This window comes from Pseudomonas sp. B21-056 (genome assembly GCF_026016325.1).
GTDB lineage: Bacteria > Pseudomonadota > Gammaproteobacteria > Pseudomonadales > Pseudomonadaceae > Aquipseudomonas.
This window is the reverse complement of sequence record NZ_CP087203.1, coordinates 1,080,509-1,094,483: the sequence shown is the minus strand read 5'-3', so window position 1 is coordinate 1,094,483 and position 13,975 is coordinate 1,080,509. Positions and strand designations below refer to the sequence as shown.

At 59.4% G+C, this 13,975-nt stretch carries 10 protein-coding genes; 6 read left to right on the top strand and 4 right to left on the bottom strand.

Translation table 11 applies throughout. The features are described from left to right. The first annotated feature begins 67 nt into the window (after nt 1-67). Nucleotides 68-493 carry an EamA family transporter gene (locus tag LOY67_RS04670; protein ID WP_265066150.1) on the top strand — a complete coding sequence of 142 codons (426 nt, stop codon included), beginning with the start codon at nt 68-70 and terminating at the stop codon, nt 491-493. A gap of 199 nt (nt 494-692) precedes the next feature. Continuing rightward, on the top strand, nt 693-2,336 hold the full coding sequence (locus LOY67_RS04665; RefSeq protein WP_265066149.1) for an alkaline phosphatase D family protein: 1,644 nt from the start codon (nt 693-695) through the stop codon (nt 2,334-2,336). A gap of 53 nt (nt 2,337-2,389) precedes the next feature. Here the strand turns inward: LOY67_RS04665 and LOY67_RS04660 are convergent, their stop codons facing one another. From LOY67_RS04660 to LOY67_RS04650, 3 genes are all read right to left on the bottom strand, one after another. Then, the gene (locus tag LOY67_RS04660; RefSeq protein ID WP_265066148.1) at nt 2,390-2,935 is read right to left on the bottom strand and encodes a DUF4256 domain-containing protein; all 546 of its coding nucleotides are present in this window, start codon (nt 2,933-2,935) and stop codon (nt 2,390-2,392) included. Between the two features lie 12 nt (nt 2,936-2,947). Beyond that, nucleotides 2,948-4,150: a hypothetical protein gene (locus LOY67_RS04655; RefSeq protein ID WP_265066147.1), complete on the bottom strand. Its 1,203-nt coding sequence runs from the start codon at nt 4,148-4,150 to the stop codon at nt 2,948-2,950. Between the two features lie 309 nt (nt 4,151-4,459). Then, nucleotides 4,460-5,314, bottom strand: coding sequence for a hypothetical protein (locus tag LOY67_RS04650; protein ID WP_265066146.1), 855 nt, complete (start codon nt 5,312-5,314; stop codon nt 4,460-4,462). A gap of 350 nt (nt 5,315-5,664) precedes the next feature. Between LOY67_RS04650 and LOY67_RS04645 the strand changes: the two genes are divergently transcribed. The 3 genes from LOY67_RS04645 to LOY67_RS04635 all read left to right on the top strand — a co-directional run bounded on the left by LOY67_RS04645 (nt 5,665) and on the right by LOY67_RS04635 (nt 12,243). After that, a complete protein-coding gene (locus LOY67_RS04645) occupies nt 5,665-8,958 on the top strand; it encodes an ATP-binding protein (RefSeq protein ID WP_265067699.1) in 3,294 nt (1,097 codons plus the stop codon). A 340-nt stretch (nt 8,959-9,298) separates the two neighbouring features. Further along, nucleotides 9,299-9,703: a DUF488 domain-containing protein gene (locus LOY67_RS04640; protein WP_265066145.1), complete on the top strand. Its 405-nt coding sequence runs from the start codon at nt 9,299-9,301 to the stop codon at nt 9,701-9,703. Nucleotides 9,704-9,936: 233 nt separating this feature from the next. Then, a complete protein-coding gene (locus LOY67_RS04635) occupies nt 9,937-12,243 on the top strand; it encodes an Orn/Lys/Arg decarboxylase N-terminal domain-containing protein (RefSeq protein WP_265066144.1) in 2,307 nt (768 codons plus the stop codon). A gap of 30 nt (nt 12,244-12,273) precedes the next feature. Here LOY67_RS04635 and LOY67_RS04630 read toward each other — a convergent pair whose 3' ends face one another. Continuing rightward, nucleotides 12,274-12,645, bottom strand: a complete 372-nt coding sequence (locus LOY67_RS04630) for a PH domain-containing protein (protein ID WP_039592153.1) — start codon at nt 12,643-12,645, stop codon at nt 12,274-12,276. 198 nt (nt 12,646-12,843) lie between these two features. Here LOY67_RS04630 and LOY67_RS04625 point away from each other — a divergent pair, with 198 nt between their 5' ends. Next, nucleotides 12,844-13,839: a TRAP transporter substrate-binding protein gene (locus LOY67_RS04625; protein WP_265066143.1), complete on the top strand. Its 996-nt coding sequence runs from the start codon at nt 12,844-12,846 to the stop codon at nt 13,837-13,839. Nucleotides 13,840-13,975: the final 136 nt, after the last annotated feature.

The window sequence follows — 13,975 nt, the reverse complement described above, 5'->3', positions numbered from 1 at the left end:
AGATGCTACAAACTACCTGTGCAGGAATAACACCTGTTCCAACGACCTGACGTGGAGAATAGAAACCGTGGAAAAATGGGTGATCTACGCCTGCATCTCGATGTTTTTTGCCGGTTTCACTTCGGTGATCGCCAAGATGGGGCTCAGCGGCATCTCCGCCGAACTGGGGCTGACCGTCCGTACATTATTCGTGTGCCTGTTCGTACTGGCATTCGCCGCATGGGCGGTGCCGGTTCAACAGATTGCCCAGGTCAGCCAACAGAACCTGCTGTGGCTTGGGGTCTCCGGCATTACCACGGCGCTGTCGTGGATCTTCTACTACAAGGCATTGAAGCTGGGTGATGTAGCGACCGTCGCCTTGATCGACAAGGGCAGCGTCATCGTCGCCATGCTGTTGGCGTGGCTCGTCCTGCGGGAAGTCATCACCCTGCGCATACTGATAGGCGCGGCGCTGATTGTGGGCGGATTGGTCGTCATCGCCAAAAAGCCGTGACGGTGGCCGATTCTGCACCTGCTTATCGCCAAACGTTACGAAGGGCTGTTAGACAAGCGAAGCGGCACGTCTATATTCACAGGGCCATCGCTCCCACTGGAGCCGAAATCCCGCGTGGTGGGTCCTGCCGAAAGGTAAAGACCTGCATAACCGGTTCATCTCATGCCCGACGGAAATGAGCTCGGGCAAAGGACTTCCCATGGCCCTGGTCGATCCCAGAAATAACGAATACGACGTTTGCAAACTCCAGAGCGCGAGCATCATTGGCCACGTAACGTCCGATACTGCGCGAATCTGGATTCGTGCATATCGACCGGGGACATGGAGCCTGGTCTGGTCGACCAAACCCATTGAAGGGGATCTGGTCAAGCTGGACGGAAAACCCTTGGCGGTTTTTTTAAAATCATTCGACTGTGCGTATGAATCGTACTCGTTCAGTTGGGATGATGACTTGACCCATACGTTTGATCTTAAAGGCCTGGATCAGAATACTGTCTATTACTACTACCTGATGACCGACGAGACAGACGGCACGGAAGCCTTTCGCAGAACTGAAATCGGCTGTCACAAGTCCCTCACATTCAGGACCATGGCTGACGCGATGCCGGACTTCAGCTTTGGCTTCTATAGCTGCCACGACCCATTCAACGCCAATGGAAGTTATGGTGCGTGGCCGCTCTTTCTTGAGCGAATGAATACGTCGGACGCCAGGTTTGCAATAGGTGGAGGCGATCAGGTTTACGTGGACTGTCAGAATAGCAAACACTTTCCAGACATCTGGGAGTGGCTGGTCGACAACAAGGACGATCTGATAGCCGAGTGCTCCACCGGCAAGAAACTTGATACCAGGAAACTCGACGCGTACCTGTTGAATTTGTACCGCTGGTATTATCGGGTGTACTGGAAATTCCCTCACCTGCAGGAAGTGTTTGCGAGGTACCCGCAGTACATGATCTGGGATGATCATGAAATCATGGATGGCTGGGGCTCCCGTACCGATGAAGAGCGAATTGCAATCATCTCGAGGATCTTCAAAACCGACGACAACGCGACTGACAGAAAACTGGTCACGTCCATGTGGACAGCGGCGCGGACTGCCTACTTTGAGTACGCGCACAGCCACAATCCAGACACCGGCATTTCCAAAGGCTCATTAAAGAAGCCGGAATCATGTATTTGGGATTACAGCTTTGAAAAGGGCGGGGTTCCTTTCTACATGCTCGATCTTCGCGGGCATCACGACGTCGAGAGTCCCGAACACAAGAATTTCATTCTCGGAACACAGCAGGTTGAAAGATTCAAGACGTGGCTGACAAGCAACGAGCACACCTCCTCACCGGTGTTATTTGTGATTAGCTCAGTGCCCGTCGTCCACTGGAAATCGGTTCTATTGACGGTGGGGTCATGGTTTGACTCAGCCAAAGATGACTGTATGGATGAGTGGGACCACAGCACCAATCACACAGAGCGAAACCTGCTGCTTGATGCGGCTTTTCAGGCTTTGGATAAAGGCGGGAAGACCCTTGTATTCATCAGCGGTGATGTCCATTGCGCGGCGGCTTTTCGCCTGAGCCACAATGACTACCGTAAAGCCAGTGTTTACCAGATCACCTCAAGCGCTATTTCACGCATGCCCGCCGGCCAGCTTGCCGGTGGCGGAATTGCAAGTTCAGGAAGGATCAGCGGCCATGCCTCCATTTACTTTGAGCATCTGTTCGGCCATTCGGAAGATAAGAATTTTGCAATCTTCCATGTAACGGGTGGGGCCTCAGCCTCCGTTGACCTGTGCTGGCCTGGCGGCGCCCAGGGAGAGGCGGTGGTGAAGACACTCCGGCTTCGCTGATGTCGACACGAACTGGGCAACGCCGATCAGTGGCTCGATAGCGCTGGCCCAGTTCAAACACACAACACTCCCCGAAACCCTCTCGCCGCGTAATACGACTGCACGCCGTTGTGATACACGAACACCCGGCCATAACGCCGGTCACCAAATATCGCCCCGTCCAGCGAGCGAACTTCGGCAGGGGTTGCCAACCAACTGGACGTCTTCAGATCAAACGCCTCCAGCGCCTGCAACTCGCGGTACTGCTCCTCCGTAAACAGGGCAACGCCCATCTCCTCGGCCATTTCGAGCGCACTGCCCTGGGGTTTGTTTTCCTTGCGGGCATCGAGGGCGGCGCGGTCGTAGCACAGGCTTCTACGGCCGGTCGGGGTTTCCCTGGCGCAATCGCAGAAGGTGATACGTCCGGTTTGCTTGTCGTGGCCGATCACGTCGGGCTCGCCTCCGGTGGTTTCCATGGCCTGGAGGGTTTTCAGCGCGGCGGGTTTATTCTCCAGCCGGGCCTGGACGTCAGGCCATTGAAGGTCCGGGTGGCGATGGGGGTTTTGCTCGAAACGGGATTTCAGGGTTCGCAGGAGGTTTTCCTGTTCTTGTTTTTTCATGGCGTTGGCGTCCTAGAACAAAGTGCCGGTGAATACCTGGGCGTTATGGAACTTCGAGTGTCCCGCCACAGCATTGGTGTATTGCTCGACCAGATCATAGGCCCCCAAATCGACCATTTCGATGTTATTGGGCGCAGTGACGGATTTGGTCATGGGCTGGATGACCAGCCCTTTCACCACGGGCGGGCCTGGGTTGATCAAGGCGTTGAGGATTTTCCTGACCATGCTGGTCTTGGCGAACACGTCCGTGGTCGATGTGCTGGCGAGACTGCCGTTGGTGCCCAGCAGACCGACAAGGCAGTAGAAGACCCAGCAGGGCGACATCTGCCAGCCATACTTGGCTTCGTTGAGCGACGCATCCACGCTGCCTTTGCATTCGACGATGATGTATTCCTCCACCACGCCGCTGACCAGGTTGCGCTTGACCCATATCTGGTCGATTCCATTGGTGCGACCTGAAGAAGCTTTGCCGATCTTCATCTGGTATTCGTTGCCGAGGACGGTAATCAGCAGTTTGGCGGCGGCATATTCCCCACGGGTTTCACTGGCGAAATGTATGGCATTGGAGTTCTCCAGGTTCTGGAAGTGGTTCTGGATTCTGTTTCCAGACTTCCTGTCGTTTACCGAGAACTTGTGGGAAATCCCACCATAGGCTTGCAGCCAGTTATACACCTTCGTCTGCGCGGCAAGGTCCGAGCTGAGCAGGTTCCAGTAGGCCAGTGCGGTCGGATCGGGCACGGCTTGAAACAAGGCGGCTCGGCGCTCGATGACCTGCTGGGCGGCATAGGTTGTAATGGGGTTGGTGGTGCCAAACACCTGCACAACGTCGGGATGGTAGTAGCTGCCTTTGGTGAATTGTCTGTCCCGTGCGACAGCTTCCTTGATCTTCACGGCGTCCTGGGTGTCCAGCAAGACCAGTTGATCGGCCCTGTCGGGATTGCCGTAATCGGAAGTGAGGCCGTGCCTGTTGGTGATTTGATTGAGTACATGCCTCCATTCTTGTCCGCCGGTATCCACTTGGGTGATGCCCAGGCTGCCGATGGGCGTGAAGGGATAGCTGCCGGTCGTCAGGGTCAGTGGCTTGGAGTCGAATGCGGTGTCGGGGGTGAAGAACAGGTTTGTTTTTCTGCCATCGCGCTTTTCCTTGGGAGCCAGCTCCATGATTTTTACATTCAGTGGATCCTTCAGGTTGGTGTAGTCATTAAGCTGATTCATTGGAATCCCTCCCGCTGCATCCGGCGCGAATATTTCACTCTAGACAGCGGAATTCGGGACGTCCAGCGAGGGGGCTTGCCGTTTGGCGGGGATAAACTCCCTATGCGTCAGCTGTCGGTATGGAGTGACTGACAGGCCGTCATCGCGAGCAGGTTCGCTGCGGTGGAGGCGGGATTTATGTACGGCGCCGAACCCTGTGGGAGCGAGCCTGCTCGCGATGGCGCCGGTACATTCAACCTCTCCTTGCCGGAAAGATCGCCTTCGCGAGCAAGCTCGCTCCCACAGGTTCTGTGACGTGCCCAGGCCTTTTTACAACCGATACCCCACCGGCATCTCATGCCGTGTCGGCGTCTTCTCCTCGTGATAATGCGGCTTCCCCACCGGCGACCTCATCAATGTCGGGTTCGCCAATATCGTCTCCGTCAGCAAGCAATCCTCCCCTTCTCCAAACCAGCAAGCCAGGGCCGAGTTCCGGTTGCCATGCATGTCCACCACCACCGGCCAGTTCTCCAGGCCGCCGGCATCGCTGGGCGGGATGTCGGGATAGTGTTTGGGCGGCAGGACCAGCGCTTCGCCGGGGCGCAGCCACAGGTCGGCCAGGTAGATTTCCCGCGCCGCCGGCCGCCAGCGGGCGACGCTGATGACCAGTGGCAGGCGTCCGTAGCGAGAGAAAAAGGCGTGGGGAAAGTTGTGGTATTCCAGGTCGGTGGGGTTGTAGGTCAGCAGTTCACGCATGCGCTCCGGCCCAAGATAGGGGGATTGGTGACCCGCCCATTTGCCGTAGGTGTATTGGCCCAGGATCAACTGATCGTACTCGAAACGCAGGCATTCGCCATTGGCGAGCAAAGTCATGCCGAAGGCTTGTGCGGTTTCCTTCGTTGCCCAGATGGGCTCGTAGCGCACTTCCTTGACGTGGAAGTCGAATTGCTTGATCCGGTAGGAACCGGTGCTCGTCGGCACTTCACGGTCCCACCAGGTGATGCCGGAATAGCGAGCGCCCAGCAGCAGGTCGGGGTTTTCAGGCGTCAGGGAAATCAGCTTGCCGCGCACGTAGGCGCTGGGCTGGGCCAGGCCATGGTCGTTGAACAGATAAGGAAAGGCTCGCGGGTCGAGCGCTGCTTCCGCGCCCTCACCGATGAAGGGGACATTGTTGAAGACTTGCATCGTCAGGGACCACTCACACAAGAAAACATGGGAGACCCAGCCGGGTCTGTTGGGCATCAACTATATGGACGATGCTCTTCGCGCAATCAGTCAATACTGTGAGGGGCGCGCCATCATTTGCGCTGTCTTGGAGTTCTTCGTTCATCGCCTTTCTCCTATCGCTCAAGTTGTATCAGCTGATGCCAATTGCGAGGATTCAGTATCAGCAGACCGCTGTTAAGCAGACAGTCCAGAGCGGTGTCAGTCCAGTATCAGTTTGGTATCAGGCACAATGCCATCTTTTCGTTAACGTGGCGGATGGAGAGGAGTAGACTCCAATGTCTGCCGTTGACCTTCCCCTGGCGATCAGCATGGACTCCAGACACCGCGTGCTTCCTGCCCCACCCAAGCGCGATGCTTCGGTATCCGACGGCCGTGTACTGCTGAACGCCGCGCTGTTGAAAGGCCTGCGCAAACAACATGGCTTGAGCCAGGAAACCCTGGCCGACGCCTGCCTGAACCGACACCTGTGCGTGTCCATCGCCTCCATCAAACGCGCCGAAACCGGCAAACCGGTGCTCTACCGCACGGCCCGTCACCTGGCGACGGCCTTCGATGTCGACGTGAGTGCGTTGTTGGGTGCTTGCGTGTCGACGATTCTGGTGGAGATCGAGCAGTCGGTCGCCGAGCTGCATGAAAAGGCCTTGGCGCAACAGACGCTGAAGCAGGCCGACGATGCCGTCATCCGCTATGTGCTGGAACTGTCCTTTGCCATCGAGGGGCCCGAGGTGTTGGCGGATGACATCGAGCGTCTGGTGCGGCAGTTCGGTGGCTCGGCACCCGTTATCGCCCAGGATGTCGTCATCGCCTGGTTCGGCTCGCCCCAGGCCTATCGCAGCGACAGCGAGCGTGGCCTGCTATGCGCACTGGCGCTGAGCCGGGAGCAATTCGTGAAGCCGGGGCACGCCTTGTTGCTGCGGCTGGTGCGCCAAGGCAACGAAACGACGATGCGGGAGGACGGTGCAACGCTGCTGGCGCAACAACCGTTGGCAGACCGCCATGGTCACGCGCCGGTGTATGTTGCGCAGGACTTGCTTGAACAACTGGCCTCGCGATTCGAATTTTCCCCCGCCGACGAGGCGTTTCCCACCTATCGAAAGTGCCGCCGCCAACGCAGCCTCGACGAAAACGCGCCCCGGCCGTTGGTGGGGCGGGCCATTGAACTGTTGCAGTTCAAGGGCGTGATCGAGGCTACCCAGGAGTGCCAGGACGGTCATGCGGTCTACGTGCGTGGCATGGCGGGCATCGGTAAGACGCGGTTGGTCAGCGAGTTTTACGACATCGCCCGGCAAAGCGGTTTCGCTTGTCATCGCGCCGATGTACTGGACTTCGGCATGGATCACAGCCTCTGGCCGCTGGGGCAGTTGGTGGCTAGCTTGTTGGGTGTAGCCGGCGCTACGTCGATCAACGCTTCGCAACTGGAGGCCGGGTTGTCCCGCCTGAAGGTGGCGCCCGAACACTGGATGTTCCTTCAAGTCCTGACGGCCGCTTCATCCGCCGAACCGCCTGCCCTGTATGCGGCGATGAGCAACCCGGCCCGCACCCAGGGGCTGTTGCTGGCCTTGCTTGAGGTGTTGCGGCGAATGGCGGTGCAACAGCCCTTGCTGATCTGCCTCGAAGACCTGCATTGGGGCGACGCCGCGTTGTTTGCGTTGCTGGGCAAGCTGCTCGATGCCACGGACGAAGCGCCCATCGTCTGGCTGCTGACGTCCCGCCCCGAAGGCGACCCGCTGGAAAACGCCATCCGTGCGCATGCGAGCATCCCCATGAGCCTGCTCGACATCGCGCCGATCCGGGCACGGGAGGCCACCGCGCTGGCTGCTCAGTTCATTGATGTCGACCCGCGCTACCAGGCCGATTGCGTGATCCGCGCCCAAGGCAACCCGCTGTACCTGACGCAGTTGCTGGCGAGTCAGGAAGGCACGGTTCCCGACAGCCTGCGGCATCTGATCCAGACCCGTTTTGACAGGCTGGCCTCGCACCAGCGTCGCGCCCTGCACTACGCCGCGGTGCTGGGTAATCGCTTCGAACTGACGCTCTGGCGCGAGGCGCTTGGACAGCCTGACTACCTGCCGACGGCGGACATGCGCCAGGGGCTGTTGCGCGAAGTCGAGCCGGGAAGCTATCTGTTCGTCCATGACCTGGTCATGCATTGCCTCTACGACGCAATCCCCGATGTGCTGCGTGAACAACTGCACCGGACGGTGGCGAAGCTCTACCACGAGCGCGACCGGGTCCTTCATGCCCAGCATCTGCTGCGGGCCAACGACCCGGCGGCGTTCGATGCGCTGCTGGTGGCCATGGGCGAAAAACGCCTCGCCTGCCAGTACGACAGCGTGCTCGCGCTGGGGCGCCAATGTGCAGTGTTCGTCGAGCGCACCCGCAACAGCTTCCCCCTCGCGCTGTTATGCGGCCAGGCCTGTTCAGGCCTCGGCCAGACGGTGCAAGCGCTGGAACATTTCCAGCGGGCGCTGGCGTTGGCGGAACAACCGCAGGACCGGATCGAGGCGGCACTCGGGCTCGCGGCGATCCTCAATACCCTCGATTGCCTGGACGAAGAAGAACGCCTGATCGAAGACACGCTGCCCGTTGCCCAGGCTCTGTGCGCCCACACGGCATTGGCCCGGCTGCATCAACTGCGCGGCAATATCTATTTTCCACGTGGTGACTATGTCGAGTGTCGTCGCTTGCACGAAGAGGCGCTTTCCTTTGCCAGGATCGGTCGGCATCTGGAAACCGAGGCGAAGGCCCTGAGCGGGATCGGTGACTCGTACTACGCCCAAGGAGACATGCAGACCGCCTACGAAGTCTTCGACCAATGCGTGCGCCTGTGCGAGCGGCATGGGTTGGTGGACGTGGAAGCGGGCAATCGCAGCGCCCGCGGCTCGGCGCAGTTCTATCTGGGCCAGCCGGACCTGGCGTTGCGTGACGCCACGGATGCCATCGAATGCAGCCGCAGGATCGGCAATCATCGGGCGGAAGTGTTCTCGCGCCTGACCGCCTCCTGGGTGCTGGTGGCAAGTGCTCAGCCGGCCTCGGCAGAGCAGCAACTGAGCTGCGCCCTGGAGCTGGCACGCAACCTGGGCGCCAGCCGTTTCGAAGCGATCCTGCTGGAAGGACTGGCACGGGTGGCCATGCATCAGGGTGAACGCGAGCTGGCGCAGACGTTGATCATGGACGCGGCAAGCCTGGTTGAACGCTTCGACTTGCAGCGCTATATCGGACCCTGGATCTACGGCAGCCTGGCGATGATGGTCGACGACCCGAAACTCAGCGAACAGGCGCTATCGAAGGGCGAAACCCAACTCACCCAAGCCTGTCTCGCCCACAACACCCTGCGCTTTCACGTGGCCGCCGCTGAAACCTGCCTGCTGGCGGGGCACATCGAGCAGGCAATCCGGCATGGGCAGCAGATGGCTGAGTTGCCCGAATCCGCGTCGTGCGCGTGGGTCAGTCATCACGTGCGGCTGATCGAAGTGGCGAGCCAATGGTTGTGGGGCGATCGAACGAAGGAGGAGTCGTTGAAAGGAATTCAACGCGAGGCGCAACAGATGGGGTTCGTGGCGACAATGCCGCGATTGCGGCGGCTGCTGGACGTTCAATGACGCCGCTCATGGCCCGTGACAGCCGACACACTTTCGTCGGCTGACCTACCGCCATCGCGAGCAGGCTCGCTCCCTCAGGGATGCGTGGTGAATACAAATCTCTTGCCTACACAGAACCATTGTGGGAGCGAGCCTGCTCGCGATGGCGTTGGGTCAGCTTGTATCGATGTCGGACGGACCGCCGCCATCGCGAGCAAGCTCGGCTCCCACAGGTTCCATGCTTGCTCGGGCCTCTTTGCGTCCGCTCCGTCGGCATCTCATCTGGTATCGCCTTTTCTCCCGTGATAACACAATCTCCAAGGCCTATTCTGACCCAATCCCCCTCGACAGGCCGCCCGTCATGATCCAATGCAAACGCGCCTACGAAGCGCCCGCCCCCGCCGACGGCAGGCGCGTGCTGGTCGACCGCCTATGGCCGCGCAATTGCCGCAAGGACGAGTTGATCATCGACGCATGGCTCCAGGACGTCGCGCCGTCCCATGCACTGCGCAAGGCATTCAAGGGCGGTGAGATGTCCTTTGATCAGTTCAGAACGGTCTATCGCCAGGAACTGGGCGCGCAACCGCAGCATTGGTGGAAGCTGGCCGACATCGCCCGCCACGGCAACCTCACCCTGGTTTATGCCGCCCGCTCGACCCGCGAAAACAATGCCGTGGTGCTGGCCGAATGGCTGGAGGATGAGGTCGAGAAACGCGCGCAGATGAGTTCGCCTGCGTGTTACCTGGATGAGTTTCCGGACCACTGAACCCCGGAATGTCCTGAAGGCTTTTCGGCCCGACAGGCCATCGGAACGCGCCACGGCAAGCCTTGCGACATCTCTATCTTCAGCTATAGCTAAGTCTTTGCCACGCAGTGAATGAGGCAGGGATGTCGCTGCGAACAAGCGTTGATGCGCGGCGCAGTGGTCAGCGCACAGCACCTCAGAGGCAAGCCAGTACTGGTGAACCACTTGAATAAAGCCACGTCGGGGGCTCTGCCATGACGGAAAACAAGCACACGCTCGGGATGCTCACCCTGCTGGTCAGCAGCCCGCCGGATAAACGTACGGTCTTCGGTCGAGCCCTGCTTCAACTGATCAGTGACGTGGAGCAGCGGGCCATCAGCATGCTGGTGTCGGAATCCCTGAGCGACGCCACGTCGATCCTGAATTCGGACCCGGCCATTCAATGTGTCCTGCTCAGTTGGGAAATGGATGACAGTGAGGGCCACGAGGAATGCATCAAGCTGCTGACCAACCTGCGTGAGCGCAACACCCGGGTACCGGTCTTCCTGATCAGTGATCGCAGTACCGCCTCCAGTATTCCATTGGTGGTCATGCAACACGCCGACGACTTCATCTGGCTGCCGGAGGACACCAGCCGCTTCCTCAGCGGTCGCATCCTGGCGGCCATCGAGCGTTATCGCAAAGCCGCCTTGCCCCCGATGTTCGGTGCGCTGGTGAGGTTTGCCAGTTCCTATGAATACTCCTGGCATACCCCCGGCCATGCAGGTGGCACGGCATTTCTCAAAAGCACCGCAGGCCGGGCGTTCTATGAGTTCTTCGGGGAAAACCTGCTGCGTGCCGACCTGTCCATTTCGGTCGGGGAGCTGGGCTCGCTGCTGGACCACAGCGGCCCCATCGGCCAAGGGGAACGCTACGCGGCCAAGGTGTTCGGCGCCCATCGCACCTACTACGTCACCAACGGCTCGTCGATGTCCAACCGCGTAATCCTCATGGCCAGCGTCACACGCAACCAGATCGCCCTCTGCGACCGCAATTGCCACAAGTCGGCCGAGCATGCGATGACCCTCTCGGGCGCGCTGCCCACCTACCTGGTACCCACCCGCAACCGCTACGGCATCATCGGCCCGATCCTGCCGCAGACCTTGAGCGCCGAGGGGGTTAAGGCGGCCATCGCGAGTAACCCGCTGGTCAAGGCAGGCATCGACCCGACACCGGTGCATGCGATCATCACCAATTCCACCTACGACGGCCTGACCTACAACGTCACCCGCGTAGAAGAGTTGCTCGGGCAGAGCGTCGACCGCCTGCATTTCGATGAAGCCTGGTACGGCTACGCGCGTTTCAATCCGCTCTACCGCGACCGCTTCGCCATGCACGGCAGCCCCGACGATCACGATGACTCGAAGCCGACCGTGTTTGCCACCCAGTCGACACACAAGCTGCTGGCAGCCTTGTCCCAGGCCTCGATGATTCACGTGCGCAATGGCCGCAACCCGATCGAACACGGGCGGTTCAACGAGTCGTTCATGATGCACGCGTCGACGTCGCCCAACTACGCGATCATGGCCTCCTGCGACGTCAGTTCGGCCATGATGGAGGCACCAAGCGGGCAGATCCTGACCAGCGAATCCATCGAAGAAGCCGTCGCGTTTCGCCAGGTCCTGTCGCGCATGCACAACGAGATGTCGAGCAAGCAGGAATGGTTCTTCACCTGCTGGCAGCCGCCGTCGGTGCGCGTGGGCGCCAGCCAGATGCCGTTCCATGCGGTCGACCCGGTGTTGCTCAAAACGGACCCGAGCTGCTGGATGTTGCATCCGAACGAGGTGTGGCACGGCTTCGGCGACATCGAAGAAGGCTACTGCATGCTCGACCCCATCAAGGTCTCGGTACTGAGCCCCGGCATGGGTGACGACGGGAAGCTGCTCGACTTCGGCATCCCTGCCTGCGTCCTGACGGCCTATCTGGAGCACCAGGGCATCGTGGTCGAGAAGACCACCGACTTCACCATCCTGTTTCTCTTCTCCATCGGTATCACCAAAGGAAAATGGGGCACCCTGGTCAACGCCCTGCTCGACTTCAAGCGCGACTATGACGAAAACGCCGAGCTGGAGCTGTGCCTGCCGGACCTGCTGACGGCCAACCAGCAGCGCTACGCCGGCATGGGCCTCAAGGACCTGGCCGATGAAATCTTCGCCGCGATGAAGCAGAACAAGACCACCTCGACCATGGCCCGGGCGTTCGGCACGTTACCCAAGGCCGTGTTCAGCCCGGTGCAGGCCTACGAAAAACTGGTTCGCAACGACGTCGAGTTGGTGAACCTGGAGGACGCCGCGGGACGCATTGCCGCCACCGGCATCGTGCCGTACCCACCGGGTATTCCCTTGTTGATGCCGGGGGAAAACGCCGGCTCGGCGGATGGGCCTTTGCTGGCGTATCTCAAAGCGCTGGAAAGCTTCGACAGATCCTTCCCGGGCTTCACCCACGACACCCACGGGATCGAAGTGGAGAACGGTGTCTATCGTTTACTGGTATTGAAATCCGCTGGGATGGGCTTCGATTGATGGCGCCGCTCCATCCAGCGTGTTCTGGGGTCAGGCCAGGAGATGCCGGGAGATCACCTTCGAGATCTCAACGATCCCTGTCTTGCCGGTGAACTCGAACTTCACTTTGCCCAGGGACGAAAAGTAGATCTCCAGCTCGGAATCCAGGTCGAAAGTTCCGGACGTTTCGACCGAGTACGCCACGATGTTCTTGTAAGGCAGGGAGGTGAAGTCCTTCTTGCTGCCGGTGATGCCCTGCACGTTCACCGCGATGATGCGCTTGTTGGTGAAGACCACGCCGTCGCGCATGGATTTGTAGGCGTCGATGACCTGCTCACCGTCCAGCAGCAGGGCCGTGACGCGTTCGGCGTATTCGTCGTTCTGCTTGAGTTTGAAGAAGCCTTTGTTGTTGAAGTCGATCATCCGTAGATCCTTGTCGAGTGGAAAGGTCATGAGCACCAGAGCCCAAGTCCTTCAAGCCCGCCCAGCCTAGCAGAAAGCTGCCGATCCCCATGCTCAAGGCGCCACTTCTGCAACCGGCGTTTTTTCTCCTAGACTTGCAGTTGTCTCGTTTTTTGAACGAGCCGGCATCAAAAATAAAAAAGCAAAGGGAACCTCGCAATGTTCAAACCTCTTTGGAAAGCGCTCGTCTGTACCCTCGTGTTCAGTGCATTGGGCACGGCCATGGCGGCTGAACCGATCGTGATCAAGTTTTCCCACGTGGTGGCCGAACAGACGCCCAAGGGCCAAGGCGCGTTGATGTTCAAGAAGCTGGTGGAAGAGCGGCTGGCGGGCAAGGTGAAGGTCGAGGTATACCCCAACTCCACCTTGTACAACGATGACAAGGAGATGGAGGCCCTGCTATTGGGGGATGTGCAGATGATTGCGCGGTCGTTGGCCAAGTTCGAGCAGTACACCAAGACAGTGCAGTTGTTCGACCTGCCGTTTCTGTTTGACGACATGGCTGCGGTGGAGCGTTTCCAGATGAGCCCCGCGGGCCAGAAGCTGCTCAAGTCCATGGAAAGCAAGAACATCACCGGCCTGGCCTATTGGCACAACGGCATGAAACAGTTGTCCGCCAACAAGCCCCTGCGCACGCCCGATGATGCCCGAGGCTTGATCTTCCGGATCCAGACTTCCGCGGTGCTGGAGGAACAGTTCAAGGCGGTGGGTGCCAAGGCGCAGCCGATGATTTTCTCGGTGGTGTATCAGGCTCTGCGCACGGGCGTGGTCAACGGTACCGAGAATCCCTATTCGAACTTCTACAACCAGAAACTGCATGAAGTGCAGAAGTACGTCACCGAAACCAACCACGGCGCACTCGACTACATGTGGATCACCACTTCCGATTTCTGGAATGGCCTGCCGCCGGATATCCGCGCCGAGCTGGACAAGATCGTGGTGGAGGTGACCACCTATACCAACGGTGAGGCAGAGCGGTTGAACCAGCAGGACAAGCAGCACGTCCTGGACGCCAAGACCACCGAGATCATTACCCTCACGCCAGAACAGCGCAACGCCTGGCGGGAAAAGATGAAACCGGTGTGGGCGAAGTTCGAGAAGGAGATCGGAGCGGATCTGCTCAAGGCCGCGCAAGCAGCCAATCAAGTTCAGTGACCGGACTGTCGATCGACTGAACATCGCTCCCCTGTGGCGAGGGGATTTATCCCCGCTGGGCTGCGAAGCGGCCCCATCCAAACTACGAGCACATCGCTCGCTCTTGGTTAGGGGACTGCTGCGCAGCCCAACGGGG

What these genes read in the sequence shown, in the direction of transcription:
- LOY67_RS04665 (WP_265066149.1), top strand. Translation starts at nt 693, where the DNA reads ATGGCCCTGGTCGATCCCAGAAATAACGAATACGACGTTTGCAAACTC.
- LOY67_RS04660 (WP_265066148.1), bottom strand. Translation starts at nt 2,935, where the DNA reads ATGAAAAAACAAGAACAGGAAAACCTCCTGCGAACCCTGAAATCCCGT.
- LOY67_RS04655 (WP_265066147.1), bottom strand. Translation starts at nt 4,150, where the DNA reads ATGAATCAGCTTAATGACTACACCAACCTGAAGGATCCACTGAATGTA.
- LOY67_RS04650 (WP_265066146.1), bottom strand. Translation starts at nt 5,314, where the DNA reads ATGCAAGTCTTCAACAATGTCCCCTTCATCGGTGAGGGCGCGGAAGCA.
- LOY67_RS04645 (WP_265067699.1), top strand. Translation starts at nt 5,665, where the DNA reads ATGGACTCCAGACACCGCGTGCTTCCTGCCCCACCCAAGCGCGATGCT.
- LOY67_RS04640 (WP_265066145.1), top strand. Translation starts at nt 9,299, where the DNA reads ATGATCCAATGCAAACGCGCCTACGAAGCGCCCGCCCCCGCCGACGGC.
- LOY67_RS04635 (WP_265066144.1), top strand. Translation starts at nt 9,937, where the DNA reads ATGACGGAAAACAAGCACACGCTCGGGATGCTCACCCTGCTGGTCAGC.
- LOY67_RS04630 (WP_039592153.1), bottom strand. Translation starts at nt 12,645, where the DNA reads ATGATCGACTTCAACAACAAAGGCTTCTTCAAACTCAAGCAGAACGAC.
- LOY67_RS04625 (WP_265066143.1), top strand. Translation starts at nt 12,844, where the DNA reads ATGTTCAAACCTCTTTGGAAAGCGCTCGTCTGTACCCTCGTGTTCAGT.